The sequence below is a fragment of the Bradyrhizobium sacchari genome (assembly GCF_002068095.1).
GTDB classification, from domain to species: domain Bacteria; phylum Pseudomonadota; class Alphaproteobacteria; order Rhizobiales; family Xanthobacteraceae; genus Bradyrhizobium; species Bradyrhizobium sacchari.
In genome coordinates, this window is record NZ_LWIG01000033.1 from 292,961 (window position 1) to 311,672 (window position 18,712).

An 18,712-nucleotide genomic window follows, 5' to 3' on the forward strand; every position below is an offset into this window, starting at 1 on the left:
TCATTGCGGGACACGATCCCCTATCCTGCCGGAGACGCCGTAATCTCCTGCAACGGCAGCGGCACGTCCTTGGCAACCCCCAGCACCGGAAAGCTGCGGACGTTCTTCACGTCTGGCATCGCGGCGAAATGCAGCAGCTGCTGGCGCATGCTCTCGACGCTCGGCGCGACGCATTTCAGCAGATAATCGGTGTCGCCCGAGATCCGCCAGCACTGCAGGATGCGCGGAATCGCGGCGATCGAGCTCTCGAATGCCTCCAGCACCGGCTGCGCCTGGCTGCCGAGCTGGATCGAGACGAACGACACCACCTCATAGCCGAGCAAGCGCTCGTCGATCACGGCGCGCACCGCCCGGATCACACCGCGGCTGAACAGCAATTTCAGCCGCCGCAGGCAGTTCGGCGCGGAGACGCCGACGCGCAGCGCCAGCTCGTTGTTGCGAACCCGCCCGTCCTGCTGCAGCTCGGAAAGTATTTTCAGATCGACGCCGTCGAGCTGGTCACGCCCCGCCATCCCCCACCTCGCCATGGTCGTGTGATGCGCGACAGCGAAGCATGGGGCGGGATTGGTGCCAAGGGGCTGGAGGAGGGCCGCCCCCCGCAGTCATGACCTCACCCCTGCTGCCAAAACGTAAATGCCCGGGCCTGGCCCGGGCATGACGCGGCGACAGAGCGTGCCGAGCTTCAATGTGTCCAGGGCTCTCCGCGCCGGAACGAGAAATTGTCGGCATAGGCGACCGGCCGGCGGATCGAATCGTGGGGCTCGATGACCTGGTAGGCGATGCCCTTGCGCTCGCAATAGGCGACCGCCTCTTCCTTGCTGTGGAAGCGCAGGGTGATCTGCTGCTTCATGTCCCCGGATGAGGTCCAGCCCATCAGCGGCTCGACCGCCCGCGGCTGCTCCGGCTCGTAGTCCAGCTGCCATTCCTTCGTCTTGGACCGGCCGGATTGCATCGCGTTCTTGGCGGGCTTGAAAATGCGTGCGGTCATGGGTGGTCCGGGCCTCGTTTTTCGTCTTTTCGTTCGATTTCGATGCGTCAGGGTGGCAGTTGGAGGAAACCTCAGGGATAGTATAGAGACACCGATCGGGAACTGATTGGTGATTCCGGCCCCGGTAAACCTCTGCGACGGTATAGTCATTATGCTGCACCGTGACAATTGCGTACCCGCCTTCCGCGCCGGGATCCCGCCCGGCGGCTCTGCCTCGCCGACATCAGCGTATCCGTCCCCTCCGAAAGCTCCCGTCGCATGGCCTTCCTGAACATCAACGCCACGCTGCCTGAGAAAGGCCGTGACCTCCGGCTCGACCTGTTTCGCGGCGTCGCGAACTGGGCGATCTTCCTCGATCACATCCCTGACAACGTGGTGAACTGGATCACCACCCGCAATTACGGCTTTTCCGACGCCGCCGACCTGTTCGTCTTCATCTCCGGCTACACCGCCTCCTTCGTCTATGCGCGGATGATGCTGGACCGCGGCTTCATCGTAGGCGCCACCCGGCTCACCAAGCGGGTCTGGCAGCTCTACGTCGCCCACATCATCCTGTTCGTGATCTACATCGCCTCGATCTCTTATCTCGCGCTGCGCTTTGGCGATTCCGAGATGATCAACGAGTTCAACGTCGCCGGCCTCGTCGACAATGCCACCGAGACGCTGCGCCAGGGCCTGTTCCTGCGCTTCAAGCCGCTCAATCTCGACGTGCTGCCGCTCTACATTGTGCTGATGGGCCTGTTTCCGCCGGTACTGTGGTTCATGCTGCGCAAGCCGGATTTGACGATGGCGCTGTCGATCGTGCTGTGGCTCGCCGCGCGCCATTTCGGCTGGAATCTGACGGCCTATCCGGCCGGCCAGTGGTACTTCAACCCGTATTGCTGGCAGGTGCTGTTCGTGTTCGGCGCCTGGTGCTCCATGGGCGGCGCACGGCGCTCGATGACGCTGATCAATTCGCCGATCACGCTGTGGCTCTGCCTCTTCTATCTCCTGTTCGCGCTGGTCATGACCATGGCCGGTCGCTTCCCCGCCTTCGGCGGCATGTTCCCGGAATGGCTGTTCTCGGCCTTCAACCCGAACGACAAGACCAATCTCGCGCCCTACCGTTTCATCCACTTCGTCGTGATCGTGATCCTGGTGATCCGCTTCGTGCCGAAGGACTGGCCGGGCCTGGAATGGAAGGTATTCGACCCGCTGATCGTGTGCGGCCAGCAGTCGCTCGCGGTGTTCTGCGTCGGCGTCTTCCTGTCCTTCGTCGGCCATTTCGAATTGTCGATGAGCTCGGGCTCGCTGTTCGCACAGCTCTTCGTCAGCATCGCCGGCATCGCGATCATGACGACCGTGGCCTATTACATCTCGTGGTCGAAGAAGCAGGACAAGCCGCTGAAGCCGCCACCGGCCAAGCCGGCAGCAGAGGCCAAGGCGGCCTGAGGGAGGCGGCAGCTAAAGCGCGATGAGATTTGGATGAATCGTCATCGTGCTTAAGGTTGTTGTTGACGCATGACCTTTCCGGAAAACCACTTTCGCACTTTTCCGGATCATGATTAGGCCGCCTCTTCGCCGTCGAACTCGGTGAATTTCTTGTAGATCCAGTCGCGGCCATCGTGCCGCCGCCAGACCTTGCCGTAGACGAGCTGCCCGTTAATCGAGCGGCGTGGCACGATCACGGTCCAGAGATGCCAGATTTCGGTCCAGCTCGATTGCGTAGTGACGGTTTTGACGTTGCGATCGAAAGACATGACGCTGAACTCACAGAATACGCGTGCCGCGACGAACTGTGATCTTGTGTGAGCACGGATTCCAGGCAGCCCATCGCGAGCCGGGACTGATCTGATAACGCTCCCCGAAACGCCTGCAACAGCCGCTCGCCCTTAACCTAACCGATCAACCTTACCTGCCGTGGACAGCCGGCGGGCCCGGTTGAAAGCCGACCCAGGCTTTTCTACAATGCATGCGCGATTTGAGGACGAGCGCGCCCGTTTTGGATGCGTAGTGATTTTAACTGCGATTGATTTTGAAGAATGACTTATCGGGCTGGGGCGATCGCAATGAACTTGCAGTGTGTATGTCTGCGCCTGGCGGTACGATTGATTCCGCCTGCCCCGCTGCTCCGGACGTCGGTTCAGGAGCCGCCAAAACCCGCCAACGACAACCAAGCGGCCTGGCCGTTCGTGCCGTTTCCGCCCGGCTGGCACGCCTCGAGCTGATTGCCAAACCCGGATACAAAGCCAGGCTACGAGATGCCTGAAAAAGCGCAACGCCGCACAAGCGGAATATCATCGCTTGGCGGCGTCCGTTTAGGCATTGGGCGCTGAAATCCCCAACATCGATATGTCTGTGGCGACAGCCAAAGGTTCGATAGATCTTGGGTAATTCTGCACCCCTTGCTCCTATGCCAACGCGTTGAAACATCGCGCGGAAGTCATGCTCTGCGTGCAATGAGCGTCACCCTCGCTTCAACGCGGCGGACGGGGCCCAGCAGACGCTTGAGGCATGAAAAAGTCGCTGCGGCTCCCATTTTCCGGACCTGATCGCAGCAACCAAACGCGGTGCCGCGCGTTGCAGCTTCTTCCCGCCTGTCCGGGACATCCGCGAACGGCCTGATCAGCGCGCCCTCGTGGATGGATAGTCATCTCGTCTCACGTCCGTGTGAGCTGGAGCGCGGCCGGTGAATTTCTTCGACCGAGCAGAGACCAATGAACAGCGGGCCGCACGGCAAGGGGGCACAGTGAGCCAGATCGATACGACCGAGAAACTCTCCGAGGGACCGGAGACAGGAAGCTCACTGTTTGCGCTCTGCGGGCTCGGCGTCGCGGGGATCGTGATGCTGGGCTGGATCTCCGCCCTCGCCTGGATCGCCTGGCGCCTCGTCGACTGGCTGCTGTTCTGAAACAGCAGCCGCAGCCATGACAGGCCTGCCTTCCGCCATATCAGTAGTGGTAGTTCACGCCGATCGTTGCGGCATGGATCGTATCCTTGAGATGCGCCACGGTGACGCTTTCGACCGGACTGATCAACTGGATCGGGCTCTTCGTGCCGAAGTCGTGGTAATTGTATTCGACATTGGCCGACCAACTTGACGCGAACGCCCATTCTACGCCGGCGCCCAACGTCCAACCTGTCCGCAGGACCGACGCGCTGGGATCGATCGCAAGCCCGGTCGCCGGGCTGACATAGGCATCATCGACCTTCTCGTGAGTCCAGGCGACGCCGCCCCGCGCGTAGAACAGCCAGCCCAAGCCATAGGCGTAGCCGAGCCGTGCTGTCACCGAGCCCAGGAAATCGTTCTTGAGGCCGAACCGCGACGGCACCGCGAGGTTGCCGAACGCGGGAAATCTGACGCTACTGCCGTGCTGGCTCGACAAACTCGACCATGCAGCACGGCCCTCGGCGCCGACGACCCAGTTGGATGCGAATTGGTGATCACAGCCGGCCTGTCCGCCGCCGACAAATCCCGCCGCGCCGAAATCGGTCGTCCCCCCGACAATGTTGATCGTGCGATCGTCGCTCGCCAGCCCGCCGAGATGACCGCCGACATAGCAACCGGTCCAGTTGAAGGTGGCCACCGCCGCTGGAGGTACCTGCAGCGCAAGATCTGCCGCAGACGCCGCCGTCGCAGACAGCGCGAGAATCGCCACACCGCAGAGAGCTTTCAACATGTCCTGACATTCCCCATTGCACGCGCAGAGATAGTGCATGCGAGGCTGTCGCGGAGGTTGCGTCGTGGACAACATGTCGCGGCGGACGCTCTGCCGGCCTGCTTGACGCCACCGGCATTCAAGAACCGGCGCGTCAGAATCACGTCAGAACCGCAGGGAAAAAGTTTAGGAGATTCAACGTCGGGACTGGTCGGGGCAGCTGGATTCGAACCAACGACCTGCAGTACCCAAAACATACCAGCTATTCCCTCACCTACCCTCATCCACCCTCAGCACTCGTAATGTCCGGCAGAAAGGCCGGCCGGCCATAACCTCGTGCTATCCCTTGCCTGCTGTGATTGGCGCCGCGGTGCTTCCCCCGTGCTTCCCGGTGGAAAAATGAGCGGTCAAACCATCACAAAGAGCCTGGTCGACGGCCTCGAAAAGCAGGCGTCCGAATACACGGTATGGGACGCGAAGCTTCCCGGGTTTGGGGTGCGTGTCCGCCCCACCGGGGCCAAGTCTTTCATCATCGTCTACCGGGCGGGAACCGGCCGAACGGCGCCGGTCCGGCGCTACACCGTGGCTGCAGTCGGCAAGCTGGCGCCAGAGGCAGCCCGCACCCAAGCCAAGATCCTGCTGGGGAACATTGCCAATGGCGCCGACCCCGCCGCCGAGAAGCGAGCGAATCGGCCCAAACGGGACCGCCTGACGTTTGATGAGCTCGCCCAGCTCTACCTTGACCAATATGCCAAGGTACGGAAATCGAGCTGGAAGAATGACGAAGGCTACCTAAAGAAGCCCCGAGCCAAGTGGAAGCGCCGAATCGCTTCCGAAATCACCGACGACGATGTTGCCGAGCTCCTCGAGGAGATCGGCGCCACGGCGCCCGTCGGGGCGAACCGGACGCAATCAATCCTGCACACCCTATTTTCCTGGGCCAAGGAACCGGGGCGTAAGCACGTGCCAGTCAATCCGGTGGCGGACATGCGCCGGCGCTACCAAGAAACTGCCCGTGAACGCATCCTCAATGATGAGGAGATCCGGACCTTGTGGTGGGGCTTGGACGACCCCGAGTTGCCCGCCGGACGCTCTGTCGCCCTCGCCCTTCGGTTTATCCTGGCAACTATGGTCCGGCCTGGCCAGTCCGCCGGCCTGCTCATCCCGGAGTTAGTCGGGTTCACCAGCGAGGATCCGCAGTACCATATCCCAAAACATCGGGTGAAGAAGCGCCGCGAAGTAATTGTCCCACTGAATGCTTTAGCCGTTGCTAGTGTTCGGGAGGCAATAACGCGCGACGATCAAGGCGCCGTCTTCTGTTCCTGGTCGACCCAGGCCGCCACAGCCGCCGATGAAGGAGCAAACAGCAGACGGACGGAAGCGGAGCGGCAACTACTGTTGCCGATCACCCGAGACTCATTGTCCGCAGCCTTGAACGGCCGGCCGGCCAAAGGCAAACGACCGGCGCGCAGGGGCATCCGGGAGCATCTCGGCATGGCTCACTTCACACCGCACGATCTCAGGCGCACTGCCGCGACGATCGCGCGTCGCGGTGGGGCCAAACGCGAGGACGTTAAGGCGCTGCTCGATCACCTGGAGGGCGACGTCACCGCCACGTATGACAAGTACGACATGTTGCCAGAGAAGCGGCTCGTCGCCTCGATCTTGGAAACTGAGCTGAGAAAGATCGTCGGAAATCGAGCCTTGCCGTCGCCGAAACCGATCCTCGCAGGCGAGAACGTAGTATCGATCACCGAGGGAGAACGCAGAATTGCGAGTTTGTGAATCGCAAAAATCGACAAACCCACAAATGCAAGGGGAGACGGCTTCTGATGGCCGTGGCTAGCATCTGATCCAGTCAGTCGGCGCCGGTCGCTTCTTTGCTGAGCGCCGGCTCCTCCAAATGGAGAGAACGGATGCAGCAATTTTTGAATACAAAAGAGGCAGCCAAGCACGTGCGCCTCTCGACTGCGACGCTAGAACGCCTGCGCGTTCGTGGCGGGGGCCCGACCTACATCACGCCAATCCCTTCTAAGGTGGTCTACGACGTGACCGACCTTGATGCTTGGATGTGGAGCCGTCGGCGCAAGTCGACTTCCGAAACGGCCGCCTAACCCTTCGCGCGCGTTAGCGCGCTTTCGCCGGCCAAGCATTCCCAAACACCAGACAATGAGAGGCCAAAATAACAACGTCCCCCGTCGGGCGCCAAAAGAATGGCCCCGCCGACTGCCAGGTCGAACGGGGCCACAAGCTGAAAACCTGAGAGATGAATACCACAACGATCGTTGACAATCAACGAACCGCGCTTGGCCTTGCCGAGCTTGGGTTCGACGTTTTTCCGTTACTGCCCAATCAGAAAACGCCAGCGCTGCGTGACAACTGGAAGGATGTTGCCAGTCGCGATCCCGCCCGCATCAAGCGGCATTGGTCTGGCGAAAATCGCGCGCGAAATATTGGCATTCGCACCGGCATGCCCTTCCAGAACGGCTTCCTTGTCGTCATCGATATCGACACTAAGGATGGAAAGCCGGGGATGCAGTCGATCGCCGAGCTTGAGGAACAGCTCGGCAAACTACCCGCGACGACAACTTTCCGGACGGCCTCTGGTGGCGAGCACCGCTATTTTGTCGCGCCATGGCCGCTTGGAAATAGCAACTCGAAGTTGGGACCCGGCATCGACGTTAAAGGTGTTGGCGGCTATGTCGTCGGTTGCGGCAGTACAGTCGACGGAAGAGCATATGATCTAGCGAACCAGGAAGGAATCGCGGAACTCCCGGAGGGCTGGGCTGCAGCTTGCGGCCGCCCTCGAGAGCGATCAGCACTCGACCGAGCTGTTCCTTTGGTCGACTTGGACGGCCCCTTCAACATCGAACGCGCGATCGCTTATCTCGCCGGGGGCGCTCCCTCGCACGGGACCTACATCGTGGCCTGCCACGTTCGCGGTCTTGGCATCAGCCAGGAGAAGTGCCTGGAGCTGATTGTTGAACATTGGCCGGGCGCCGACGGAAAAACGTACGACCATATCGAAACCCGGGTTCGCAATGCCTACACTTACGCACAGGATCCCGCCGGTATTGCGTGCGCCGAGGTAGAATTTGAGGCCCTCGACGTCGCCCCACGGCAACCTCCGGCCGGAAATTGGGACGAACCGGCCGATCTTTGGAAACAGGGGAAGCCGCCAGCAGACATGCTCGAAGGGATCGTCCCGCCCTTCCTGAATGCATTCGGGAGGGATCGGGCGCGCTCGCTGGGCGTAAATTCGGACGCAATCACGGCCGCGGCTGTGGCGGTAGTGGGCTCACTGATCCCTGCGAGCAACCGGCTGCAGATGTTCCAAAACCGGAGTTCATGGTCGGTACTCTGTGTGCTTTGGACAGCGCTTGTCGGCGATCCCGGCTCAGCCAAGTCGGCTGCGGTGAAGGCGGCGCTTGCCTTCGCCAATCCCGTCAACAAAGCCTGGTCGGCGGCATTTGCCAAGGAAATGGCCAACTACGATCGGGCGGAGCTCGCCTTTTCGGCTCGTACCTCGAAGAAGAAAAAGACCGAAGAGCCGGTTGAGCCGGACGGGCATCCGGCGGACGTCATGGCGAAGCCGACACCGCCGAAGTCCCGCTCGAAAATCTCGAACGACAGCACCACCGAGGCGATCGTAACGCGCCTGGCAGAAACGCCGGAAGTTGCGCCGCTCATCCAATATTCCGATGAGCTCTCCGGTTGGCTCGGAGGTATGGACGCCTACCGGGCAAAGGGCTCCAAAGACAGGGCGCTTTGGCTTGAGGCCAAAGAAGGCGCCTCCTACCGCGTCGATCGCCAGGGCCGCGGATCGGTCGAAGCCCCGAATCTGGCGGTGTCAATCATCGGAGGCATTCAAGATGATCTCATCGCGCGACTAGCTCCCGATCTCGAGACCGATGGGCTGTTGCAGCGTTTCGCCCTGATCGCCATTCGGCAGCTGGGGCTCGGCGAAGACAATGCCGAAGATCCGGCCATTGAGGCCGCAATCCCACGCATCGCCCTGGCACTCGCTGGCCTCGGCGAGGCAACCTATCGCTTCGCCACCGCGGCTGCAGAGGAGCTGTGGGCTATCAAGGCGTTCAAAGCGCGCGAGATGGCCCGTCCCGACATTCCCTCGGGACTGAAAACGTGGCTGGCGAAGACTGATGCAGAGTTCGGTCGGTATGCCCTCGCCTTCCACCTGATCGAATGGGCTATTGTCGCTGAAGCGATCGAGCTTCCTCCTGACGATCTGATCTCCGCCGCAACGGCCAGGAGGGCGCGGCGCTACGTCGAGGAATTTCTCTACGCTCACGCCCTCTTCATCCACACCACAGTGTTCGATGGCGGCGGCCACGATCACGAGGCGCGATGGGTCGCGGGCTACATCCTAAGCCGGAACGTCCAACGGCTTTCGGCCAGGGAGGTCAAACGGGCTCGGCCGCGCAGTCTCGGCAAGAACCCCAGGCAACTGATGGCGGTGATGGGCCAGCTTGAGGTGGACGGCTGGGTGCGTCTGGTCACCTCAGATCCCCCCAGCTGGCGGATCAATCCTGCCGTTCACGACGGGCGCTTCAACGATATCCGGCGCGCCGAAACTGAACGTCGCGAAGCTGTCCGCGGCGAAATCGCGATCGCAGCCGCGAGTCGGCGGGCGCAAGGAGGCGCGGCATAATGGTTCGGTCCTGTCAGCGGTGTCAGCGAGTGTCAACGCTGTCAGCGCCCTTAGGCCCTGATCTGCAGCTTCACAAAGCGGGCAGCGTAGGCGTCGTCACGCTGACACCCGCTGACACCGCTGACGGTAAAGCGGCTTCGAAGCCCCCGCCAGCGCGGGGGGTGTCAGCGGTGTCACTTGCGCGCGCGGAAACACCAAGGCTTTTTACCCCCTCCTCCCTCTTTCTTCCTCCGAGCCCGTTTAGCCGGAATCCGCTGACACCGCTGACACCCCCGCCGCTGGCCGCTCCTCCCCGAGCGAGGCGCCCGCGCCGGCTATTGCGTCCATTCATATCCCCGGCCCGCGTCCGCAATTCAGGGAGACCTCAATGAACCGCTTCGCCCCCGGCCGCACGTTCAAGTCTCGAGGCCGGCCGTATCAGATCCTCGGCCCTAAGGATCACTGGATGCGGGATGGACGCTACGTCGAGATGATCCGCTATCAGTCCGTCTGCGCGGAGCCTGGCTGCAAGCGCACGTTTATCGCGCTCACGACCAAAACCCGCATTCGCAGAGGGCAGCTGAACAAGCGGTGCGAGCTCCACCATGCCCCAGGCGTTCCGATCCCGGTCAGGAAGGCAAAGAAGGTGCGCAAGAAGCGCCCCAAGATCCGGTTGAAGAAGCCGTCGGCGGCGGCCCGCCTGGCGGCTCGTCGGGAGCGTGCGGTCCAGCGGGCCCTCGTCGCCATGCAACGCGTCCAGCGGCCCTCCTATCTGGACTGAGGGGCCTTCTGACGCCTTGCAGGGGCCGTCCAGCTACGGCAATCTGGCGTTGAGCCCCAAAACGGAGGTTTTCTATGCCCCGCGGCCAGTTCTACACGGTCTTCACCCTGGGATTTGCCAGCGCCATCGCAATACTTGGGATCGTAACCGGGGTAGTCCTATTCTTCTGGCACGAGCCTACTTGGCGCATTGCATGGGCGCTTGGCGCTTACGGCAACCACCTTTCCCCGCTGTACTCCGGCCTGATCGTCGCCGGCGCGGCTGTGTTCGTCGCTTACTGGATTGTGCGGATCCAGCAGGCTGTTGTTCGTTGGTCCGGCGATCGTCTTATCGCGAGGCTGAACCAGCAATACACCGCAATCGCACAGACCCAGGGCTGCGAGTATGCGGACGAGTTCATGAGACTGCAGGCGCAGTCCATAATTGAGGAGAGTGAGGGGAAACCGTTCAATCTCTTCGGTCGCGAGAAAATGCTCCACGCTGCCGCGGCCGCAGGTGTGCAAATTCGCCCGCCCGCTTAAATCATGAAGTTGGGTGCGAGCGCGCTTGTCGCGCAAGCCGGCCCACAAGGCGCCACGCCCCGAAAAGTCATCTTTCCGAACTATGGCAGGGAATTGTACCCCGCCGCCTCACCAGATCGCGCCAAACATCAGCCATCGGTCGTCCAAGTCGCCTTTCAAAACGGCTAAAACGCACAAAATCGACAAGCGCAGTGTAGAAGATCAAGCTGATTCGGAGTGCTCTGCCCTCGCCCGCCGAGTTTTGCGAAGCTTGCAATCACGCAAAGGACGACACGTTCGGCGCAGCCCCTTCAATTCCAGGTATTCGCGCAATGTCGACATAATCGACAAACTCTCACGGTTGACCAAGCTCGCCTTCAGTGATCCCAAACGCATGCTGGGGCTCAAGGAGAGCAAAGCATGCGCCAAGAAATGGAAGAGCTCGACACCGCAACGCTATTTGCCGACGACCATCAACTGCCGCCGCATCAGTCGGCCGTCGCCGCCGACCAACAGCCACAGCACCCGCCTGCGACGCAGCGTGAAGCGCCGCACGATGTCTCACCTGAAATCAAGCAGGCCATGCTTGCTGCGGCTACCGCCCAGCGAGTGATCGATCGCCTCGCCGCGCTTCAAAACCAAGAGATCATCAAATACACCGGCGTCTCTCGTGCTGAGCTAGGCCTGCGCGTCTGGAACGCACCAATGGGCGAAGTCGCAAAACGCGTCGGGATCAAGAAGCACGTGCTCATACGCATCTGCAAACTCTATGAGGTGCCTACGCCTCCGAAGGGCTACTTCAACACGAGCTTTGCTAACCGCCCGATCCGATGGACGCGCGTTGCCGTGGTGGGCTGAACGCGACGAGGACCGATCCGCCGCTCTAGGAAGAGTACGAGTTGCTCGAGCTACAAGTTGAGAAGGCACGAGCTCGAACAGCTTCTAAACATTGGGATCATCGCGCCTGTCGCCGGCGGGCGACGGGTGAGCCACGGTACTGCGCCGAGACCGTCGAAAGCCGAGCCACGCCCCAGCAATGTATCCGGCCCTCTGACCCGCTCTGGTGGGACAAGTAAGACCGCGCCGTCGCGCGGCCATCGGCGACAAGATCGCCTGCGCTCTGGTGGAAAAAAGGGGAATAACGCGCGACCACCGCTACCGGAACCGGCCGGTTGCAGGGTATATGTCAGTGCAACCTGCTTGCGTTGATTCGCGAGCGCAGATCTCTCCAAGGGAATCAGCCCTATGGCTAGATGCACTGCACCAGTAAGGGGCCATCGCTCTGCGAGGTCGAGAGCGGAATGCCCCGCATGTGGTGGTGGCGGTTACCGAAGCTACGGCGGCTATGGCGGTGGCTATGGATCGTATTCGTCTCCATCCTACTACTCCTCGCCCGTGAGCAGCGGGAGCGGCCGGAGCGGCGGCGGCTCCGGCAGCAGTACAAGGCCGCGATGGTCGAAGGCTGGTTCGTTCGTGTCGTACACACCTGCAGAGGTGCAGACACTCACGCCGATCCGCGAGACCGTCGAAAAGCAAGCGCCCCGACCCGACCTCCGGGACATTTTCCTTTGCCATGCGTGGGATGACCGTCAGGGGGCAGCCAAACAGCTGCACGATCTCCTTGAGGCATGCGGCGTCAAGGTCTGGTTCAGCGAGAAAGACGTCGCCCTCGGCACGTCGTTGCTCCGCGAAATCGACAAGGGATTGGCGAAATCGCGAATTGGGATCGTACTGGTGACCCCTGCGCTGCTGAGCCGCCTCAAAGGAGAGGGCATCGCCGACAAAGAACTATCGGTCCTCCTAGCACGTGACCAACTGGTTCCCGTGGCGTACGGCACGACGTTCGAAGCTCTCCGCGATGTCAGCCCCATGCTCGCTTCGCGAAGCGGCCTGACAGTCACTGCAGACAATACGATGGCAAACGTCGCGGCCAAACTCGCCGAAGTGGTTGCTCTCTAACAGCTGTGGTGGCTGAAGGCCAAGCCCAAAGACTAGTTGCCCCGTTCGCTAATCAGGTGCCGCGCGATCTCTGTGCCGGCGCCGTCAACGACCATTACCACTGTGCTGTTGACGGGATCGTACTCGGGATCGCTGCCAATATCCCGAGCGACACGAGCGCCATACTGCATTGCAAGATCGGCAGATTCGAACATTTCTCCCGCATCGCCCGCCTGGAGTTGCCCATTGTTAATGATCGGAAAATAGTAGCGTCGCACAGCGAAGACCTCGTCTTTTGTGCCGAGCATGCACTCATCTCAGGGCGGGATGCACCTGTCAAAAATGGCAGGTCATAGAGCAGGGAGGCAGCGTTTATGCCCTTTTTTTATATCTGCTTGCGTTGGCGTTTCCGGCCTAGACGTCTCACCCGCCCCGTCAGCGAACGCCGCCTCGTGCTGCGTTTACTGCGCGAACGATCCTCGCGGTGATCGCGAATTTTCTGTCCACTGCCCGTCGTTCATTAAGTCATATCGATCGGTCGTCCGCTGATTCCACCTGCCTCGCACCGCGATCAGCGATTCGAAAGGTTTAACATTGGATACCCTCTACGAGATTGCCAAGGCTGTCGGCGCCGCTTCCGGATTGCTGGCTATCAGCCTCTTACTTTGGGATCGTTACGTTAAGCACGTCCCCGTGGCTGTCGTCGTCGCTAGACCGCTCATGGCAGGCAGCCGTCAGATAGCCCCCTTCCTGCATCTCAAAAACCCCAGCGACCGACCCATTTTGGTGTCGTGGAATAACGGAGATTACAGAAAGATGCGCGTCGCCAAGGGGCAATCGTTGGAAGGCGTGCTTCAAACAATGTTTGATGGCGAAACGACGATCTCGCTCGACGGAGGTGCGGAGGCCGTTCTCCCGATCTTTAAGCCTCGCGATTACGACGACATCAGCTCCGAAAGCCAGATAGAGCTATGCCTGCGCTGGAAATTTGCGCAGCCACGCATATGGAAAGTGGACCGATCGATCGTAGCATCAATCAGGAAGATCGATCTGGATCAACTCATTGATGGCTACTATGAGCACGACGAAGGATAAACACGGGCGGTGACCAGACGACAACGTTCGCTGATGCTTCAAGCCAAGAGGGAGCGTGAACAACAGAAAGGAAGCCCCTGTAGATGCCGGTCCGGGCGGATCGCAGGCATCTGCTGCCTATCCGGCGACCGCTGGCACAAGTCTCCAGCATCTCTTCGGCTGCGGCTCCCGGGATCTGCACCGCCGCTGGATCGATGCTACATGCGAACGCTGGGCAACTGCGAAGCGCCAATATCGCGCGAGCATATCATCACCGAGAGCGTTATCGAGATTTTGTCCTCAGGAGGTGAATTTACTGTCGGCGGCTTGCCATGGCTCCGGTCCGGGGAAACAAAAGCTCTAGCACCCGGGAATCTGACAGCGAAATGCCTATGCAAGGGACACAACAGCGCCATCCATCCGCTCGATGATTGCGCGAAACTGTTCTTTTCCGCACTCAAACATAGTCTAGAAAAGGCTAATGCAGAGCATCCACTACTAGTGTCTGGCCATGATCTGGAGCGCTGGTTACTGAAAACGTTGAAGGCGATGGCGGCATCCGGAAATCTTGCTAGCGGCAGGGTGAAATTGCCAGATTTATTCCAGGGCGACGTCGATGTCGTGAGAATGATCGAAAATCCCTTGTCTTGGGCGACTGCGACTGGTCTATATTTCGTGATGCCTTCCGGCAGCCGCTTCATCAACAACACAAGAATTCAGATCCAGCCCTGGTATGGCGAGTCAAGGCAGGAACTCGTCGGCCTTTGGACGAACTTTCTAGGATTGGAGTTCGTTCTAATGATAGCAGCTCCTAATGTCGCGCGAAGCCCGGCGTTGGGGCACTGGCTCCATCGACCAGGTCGCATCAAAGTCAGGACAGGAGGCAGCGTACACCTGATCGAGTTAAGTTGGGCTGACCTACGGAAACACCCGTCTATCAACGCGAGCTTCGATCGGTCTGTTGTGAGATAGGGCCATGACAACGAGCTTGGGGACGGCGCAGCATCAGCTATCGATCGATCAACGCTTGGATCGCCTCGGCCAGCATGTCGTGAGATCGCGTCTGTTTTTGGATCTCTGGTCTTACTTCGAGTTAGATGACACCAGACAGCACATTATCGAGACGATGCGCGAATACAATGAGTTCTTCCGGTTCACTCCGCACGCATATCTTCTCACCTACTGCATCTACATTGCAGGAGCGTTCGAAACTAGGCGCGACACGATAAATTTCGGCACCTTGATCCGCGACATGACCGGGGCCGGACATCTGCAGGGTTCGCAAGAAGCAGAGGTTGCGGCGCTCATGCTGACCGCCAAAGCTGCAGCTAGAAAAGTGGCCATTCTACGTAACAACGCGTTCGCCCATCGCACCAGCGCAATTACCTACAATGATGTTTTTGAGCTAGCAAAGGTTTCTCCAGCCGAGTTGCGCGAGCTCACCGATGTCGCACTACAATTGTTCAACGCAATGGCTGCGATCCGCGGCGTCACCAAACAGTATTTCACCGAGTTACCTACCAGAGACGCTAAGAGCATGATGGCAGCGCTGGCCAGCAAGTGCTAGTCCGACGGGCAACTCAGACTTCTGCCACACCAGCCGTATGCCGCGCAATTTTGGCCGCGGCGGTATCAACCGCGCTTACGGCCGTGCCCGCATCAAGGTCACAATCGGGATCGCTGGCGATATCCCGAGCAACACGTACGCCGTTGGATCGCTAGTTCAGCCGAGCCAAAAAGCTCTCCTTCCGCCGGGGGAACGCGATGCGGGCGCTTGCTTTCGCGCGTAAGTTGCGCTTGCATAGCTCCTTGCGACGGGGGATTTCAGCATGCGCATTTTCATTACGGCGGCGGCCTGCGCCGCCCTGGCCGGCTGCATGACAGCGGGCGAGACGGTCTCATTCAAGGCCTCTAACCCGCAGCAACAAGCTCTCATGAGGGACGGGCAGCCTGCCCTCGTCTCTCGACAGAAAAGCTCCCTGGTCCTCGTTCGACCGGCAGCTCGACAGCTCCAGGTCAACGGCCGGCCCGTATTCGTGGTGGGCATCAATAACCTGAGCCGGCAGCCTGTCGAGTTTCGGGTCGGACAGGTGGAGGCGGTGCAGCACGCCGCGGGCTCGGACTTCGAAATGAAGATCGTGACCTATGAGATGCTATTTCAGGAGGAAAAGAACCGGCAGGTGGCGGCCGCCCTGTTAACCGGGATTGCCGCCGGTGCTAACTCGTATAGTGCCTCCCGGGCCGGATACGGCCACTACACGACACCGAGCGGCCGCACCGGGACGTTCTACAGCCCAACGGCGGCCGTGATCGCGCAGAGCAACGCTGCCGCCCAGAACGACGCCATGATCGCGAACACGGTCGAGGCCGGCCAACGCAACATGGCTGTGCTCGAGCAGTCAGTCATCAAGGACAACACGCTTATGCCCGGCGAATGGTACGGCGGCCAACTGCACCTAGCACCGCCAACGGACACGGGCGGCGGCCAAAAGACGTATACGATCGTCATCACCGTGGGCCCCGACCGCCACGTTATCGACGTTGCTCAAGGCCCGGCTGGAGCGTGAGGAACTGCGACGCTGCCTACCATCGGAGGACTCCGGCGGGCGCCGCTTTCGACCTGGCAGCTCAAGGTGGACTTGTTGACCCGATTATCCGACCATCCCCGACGGTAATCAGCCCCAAAAAGCGTTGTAGCATCCGATTTGACTCCCGCAGCCGACGAAAAGTGGAGGCCCGAGTCGCCGGCTTTCCTTCCACCAGGGTGGACCCGCGGGCGGTGCGTGCGCCGGCCTTGATACAACCAACCGCTGCACCATTTATGGATTCAGGCAAAACGCCGGGAATTTCGAAAGGGGAGCATATTGCAATGAAGAACGGCTTGTATTCCGCGTCGTTTAAGACGCCATTCGGCGAAGGCGGCGGCGTCGTCATGTTGCTCAATGGTCAATTGAGCGGGGGTGACTCGAGCATGTACTATGTCGGAACGTACGCCGTGTCGGGCGACAAGTTCACCGCCGAGGTGAAAACGGCAAGACACCACCAGGGCCCCGTATCTGTTTTCGGCAAAGACCAGGTGACGATCCGCCTCACCGGCACTATTAGCGGCGATAGCCTGCAAGCCAACGGTTCCGCGGCCGAAGCGCCTGGCGTTGGATTCTCTGCGCGGCTTGATCTTCTGGCGGTCGGAGGTTAGGGGCGGCCGCGTAGCCACCGATACTGATCCCTCGCTCGAGCACAAGAGAGCGGTACGCTTCTGTCTTCGTCAAAATTCGAGGCCTTTGGTGCAGCGTTCCGCTGTCCTGGGAGGGGCGACGGTTTCCTCCCCTCCCAGCCCCCGGCTAACAGTGCCTCTGATATCGATCGGTTGAACCTCTTGCGCCCTGCCGCAGGCTCGCTGTGAGCCGACCAAAGTACCGGATTCCCTTTGCACAGAAGCGAGCAATGTGCGGGCTCGCCAGATAAAGGGGAGTGCGCCCCCTTTCTGATGATGGTCTCTCTGTGACTGCTGCTATGCGCCGAACATCGCGGCTCGTTCTCATTGGCCTGTGTGCGCTCGTCGCGCCGGCCATTGTGGCAATTGAGCCATTGGCCGACACCATGCACGTCGGTCGCGCCTCCGGCGACCTTTATCAGTGGCAAAGGATCGGCTTCCCGTCTTCGAACCTGCCCCGCCGGAATGCGCCGCAGATCAAAGTCGCCATCCGCACGATAAGTATGCACGGTCTAATCCGGATTCCCGGCGCGCCAGCTTCCAATTTCGACACCGGCAAAGGGTTGACTGTGGCAGACCTCATCAATGTCGGCGACGAAGCCGAAGGCTATGCAGAGATAGTCGCATTAGAGATCGTGTTCACGCAGGCGACGCCAGGGCAATACTACCAGGTCTTTGCAGTGGACCCTGACAGGGGAAATTAAGGGCCTCAGAATGATTGTTACTGAGGTACAGGATCAGGCGATTGCCGCGCGAATGGCGCTGATCGTAGGCGCAGTTCGCTTTGATCAGCTCTTCCGAGCAGTCAGGTTCGATGAAGTAGATGGTGATATCCTCTACGTCTATGCACAAGACGAAGATTCAGCAGCAGAGATGGAGGACGCGTTCGCGTTGCATATTTCGATCATCGCCTCGAAGATCCTAAATCGTGAGATCAATGTAGTGCTCGTCCTTCCGCGGAAGCTCTTGAGGTCCGACCGGTAGCTGTCGCCGGACTCCCGCAACAGGGTGGACAAGATCGACCCTGGACAGTTGCGAATCCCTGCCCTGTGCTAACCGCTCGGAACGAGCACGAGGGCGGAAGGATTCGTCCCGCAGGAGCGATCTCGATGCTGATAACGAGGGAACGACGACCGGCGATCCGCTGGGCGATCTCCCTGCTGCAGGAAGCCGGCGCCATCGGAGGAGCACGGCTGGATGCAGGACCGCGCCGACCCGCATGGGCGCGAGTACGCCCTCGACATGGCACGTCGGGATCCGGCATCTCCCCCGCCGAGGCCGTAGCCGAGGTCCGCTATGTCCTGGAAGAAGCGATCGACCACACCTGCCCGGAGTGCCCGACTAGGCGGCTTCACCCCCGACCGTCCTCACTGGCCGCCCGCAGACGCGTGAGTTCGTTCCATGCCAGAGCCGTCTTGAATCCGCGGATATTCCGCTCCTCATACCCTTGAACGTCCAACCCCGCCCATCCATATACCATCCAACTGGATGCCAAGGGGAAGGTGGTCAGATGCCGGGCAACGTTCACGAAATCCGACCAAAACCGGCCGACACGGAAAAAATCACGATCAATCTTGGTTTTGTCGATCTCGGTCAGGTCGATTTGATGGTGCAGGAGGGCTTCTACTCGAACCGCACAGATTTCATCCGGACCGCCATCCGCAACCAACTCGAACGTCACGCCGACGTGGTCAAGCAGTCCACGGCGCGAAAGAGCCTGGACCTGGGCTTGCGCAACTACAGCCGCGAGGATCTCGAGGCGGCGCGGCGGGCGGGCGAGATGCTGCACATCAATGTTCTTGGGCTTGCCACCATCGCCCAAGACGTCACGCCTGAGCTTGCCCGCGCGACGATCGCCTCGGTCTCGGTACTGGGAGCGCTGCACGCCAGTCCGGCCGTCAAATCCGCACTCGCTGATAGGACTAGGTGAC

Annotated in this window: 22 protein-coding genes; 17 read left to right on the plus strand and 5 right to left on the minus strand. The window is 60.5% G+C overall.

What is annotated here, in order from left to right; genetic code table 11:
- Positions 1–20: 20 nt before the first annotated feature.
- Positions 21–512 carry an Lrp/AsnC family transcriptional regulator gene (locus A5906_RS29345; RefSeq protein WP_080138682.1) on the minus strand — a complete coding sequence of 164 codons (492 nt, stop codon included), beginning with the start codon at positions 510–512 and terminating at the stop codon, positions 21–23.
- A 170-nt stretch (positions 513–682) separates the two neighbouring features.
- The gene (locus tag A5906_RS29350) at positions 683–988 is read right to left on the minus strand and encodes an ETC complex I subunit (protein ID WP_080138683.1); all 306 of its coding nucleotides are present in this window, start codon (positions 986–988) and stop codon (positions 683–685) included.
- 258 nt (positions 989–1,246) lie between these two features.
- Here A5906_RS29350 and A5906_RS29355 point away from each other — a divergent pair, with 258 nt between their 5' ends.
- Complete coding sequence (locus tag A5906_RS29355) at positions 1,247–2,419, plus strand: OpgC domain-containing protein (RefSeq protein ID WP_080138684.1); 1,173 nt, start codon at positions 1,247–1,249, stop codon at positions 2,417–2,419.
- Between the two features lie 113 nt (positions 2,420–2,532).
- Here the strand turns inward: A5906_RS29355 and A5906_RS29360 are convergent, their stop codons facing one another.
- Positions 2,533–2,727, minus strand: coding sequence for a hypothetical protein (locus tag A5906_RS29360; protein ID WP_080138685.1), 195 nt, complete (start codon positions 2,725–2,727; stop codon positions 2,533–2,535).
- 989 nt (positions 2,728–3,716) lie between these two features.
- Between A5906_RS29360 and A5906_RS29365 the strand changes: the two genes are divergently transcribed.
- Complete coding sequence (locus A5906_RS29365; protein ID WP_245326967.1) at positions 3,717–3,878, plus strand: RNA-binding protein; 162 nt, start codon at positions 3,717–3,719, stop codon at positions 3,876–3,878.
- A gap of 40 nt (positions 3,879–3,918) precedes the next feature.
- Here A5906_RS29365 and A5906_RS29370 read toward each other — a convergent pair whose 3' ends face one another.
- The gene (locus tag A5906_RS29370) at positions 3,919–4,647 is read right to left on the minus strand and encodes an outer membrane protein (RefSeq protein ID WP_080138687.1); all 729 of its coding nucleotides are present in this window, start codon (positions 4,645–4,647) and stop codon (positions 3,919–3,921) included.
- A gap of 378 nt (positions 4,648–5,025) precedes the next feature.
- Here A5906_RS29370 and A5906_RS29375 point away from each other — a divergent pair, with 378 nt between their 5' ends.
- The 7 genes from A5906_RS29375 (at position 5,026) to A5906_RS29405 (ending at position 12,514) form a co-directional block, all read left to right on the plus strand.
- Positions 5,026–6,411 carry a tyrosine-type recombinase/integrase gene (locus A5906_RS29375; RefSeq protein WP_080138688.1) on the plus strand — a complete coding sequence of 462 codons (1,386 nt, stop codon included), beginning with the start codon at positions 5,026–5,028 and terminating at the stop codon, positions 6,409–6,411.
- 131 nt (positions 6,412–6,542) lie between these two features.
- Complete coding sequence (locus A5906_RS29380) at positions 6,543–6,740, plus strand: helix-turn-helix domain-containing protein (protein WP_036027954.1); 198 nt, start codon at positions 6,543–6,545, stop codon at positions 6,738–6,740.
- Between the two features lie 152 nt (positions 6,741–6,892).
- A complete protein-coding gene (locus A5906_RS29385; RefSeq protein ID WP_080138689.1) occupies positions 6,893–9,295 on the plus strand; it encodes a DUF3987 domain-containing protein in 2,403 nt (800 codons plus the stop codon).
- Between the two features lie 367 nt (positions 9,296–9,662).
- Positions 9,663–10,055: a hypothetical protein gene (locus A5906_RS29390; RefSeq protein WP_080138690.1), complete on the plus strand. Its 393-nt coding sequence runs from the start codon at positions 9,663–9,665 to the stop codon at positions 10,053–10,055.
- A gap of 74 nt (positions 10,056–10,129) precedes the next feature.
- Entirely contained in the window at positions 10,130–10,576 is a 447-nt protein-coding gene (locus A5906_RS29395; RefSeq protein WP_080138691.1) for a hypothetical protein, read from the plus strand.
- 399 nt (positions 10,577–10,975) lie between these two features.
- Complete coding sequence (locus tag A5906_RS29400; RefSeq protein ID WP_080138692.1) at positions 10,976–11,413, plus strand: hypothetical protein; 438 nt, start codon at positions 10,976–10,978, stop codon at positions 11,411–11,413.
- Positions 11,414–12,028: 615 nt separating this feature from the next.
- Positions 12,029–12,514, plus strand: a complete 486-nt coding sequence (locus A5906_RS29405; RefSeq protein WP_347337624.1) for a toll/interleukin-1 receptor domain-containing protein — start codon at positions 12,029–12,031, stop codon at positions 12,512–12,514.
- Between the two features lie 32 nt (positions 12,515–12,546).
- Here A5906_RS29405 and A5906_RS29410 read toward each other — a convergent pair whose 3' ends face one another.
- On the minus strand, positions 12,547–12,801 hold the full coding sequence (locus A5906_RS29410) for a DUF6894 family protein (protein WP_245326968.1): 255 nt from the start codon (positions 12,799–12,801) through the stop codon (positions 12,547–12,549).
- Positions 12,802–13,087: 286 nt separating this feature from the next.
- Between A5906_RS29410 and A5906_RS29415 the strand changes: the two genes are divergently transcribed.
- From A5906_RS29415 to A5906_RS29450, 8 genes are all read left to right on the plus strand, one after another.
- On the plus strand, positions 13,088–13,588 hold the full coding sequence (locus A5906_RS29415; protein WP_080138694.1) for a hypothetical protein: 501 nt from the start codon (positions 13,088–13,090) through the stop codon (positions 13,586–13,588).
- 201 nt (positions 13,589–13,789) lie between these two features.
- Positions 13,790–14,539, plus strand: coding sequence for a hypothetical protein (locus A5906_RS41840; protein ID WP_136615556.1), 750 nt, complete (start codon positions 13,790–13,792; stop codon positions 14,537–14,539).
- A 4-nt stretch (positions 14,540–14,543) separates the two neighbouring features.
- The gene (locus tag A5906_RS29420) at positions 14,544–15,134 is read left to right on the plus strand and encodes an AbiU2 domain-containing protein (RefSeq protein ID WP_080138695.1); all 591 of its coding nucleotides are present in this window, start codon (positions 14,544–14,546) and stop codon (positions 15,132–15,134) included.
- A gap of 262 nt (positions 15,135–15,396) precedes the next feature.
- Positions 15,397–16,134: a hypothetical protein gene (locus tag A5906_RS42705; RefSeq protein WP_161495445.1), complete on the plus strand. Its 738-nt coding sequence runs from the start codon at positions 15,397–15,399 to the stop codon at positions 16,132–16,134.
- A 302-nt stretch (positions 16,135–16,436) separates the two neighbouring features.
- Positions 16,437–16,763 (plus strand): GrlR family regulatory protein, encoded by a 327-nt coding sequence (locus tag A5906_RS42710; RefSeq protein WP_161495446.1) that lies wholly within the window; start codon positions 16,437–16,439, stop codon positions 16,761–16,763.
- Positions 16,764–17,155: 392 nt separating this feature from the next.
- Positions 17,156–17,485, plus strand: coding sequence for a hypothetical protein (locus tag A5906_RS29435; RefSeq protein ID WP_136615557.1), 330 nt, complete (start codon positions 17,156–17,158; stop codon positions 17,483–17,485).
- Positions 17,486–17,495: 10 nt separating this feature from the next.
- The gene (locus A5906_RS29440) at positions 17,496–17,765 is read left to right on the plus strand and encodes a hypothetical protein (RefSeq protein WP_080138698.1); all 270 of its coding nucleotides are present in this window, start codon (positions 17,496–17,498) and stop codon (positions 17,763–17,765) included.
- Positions 17,766–18,291: 526 nt separating this feature from the next.
- Positions 18,292–18,711, plus strand: a complete 420-nt coding sequence (locus tag A5906_RS29450; protein WP_080138699.1) for a CopG family transcriptional regulator — start codon at positions 18,292–18,294, stop codon at positions 18,709–18,711.
- The last annotated feature ends 1 nt before the right edge of the window (position 18,712 follow it).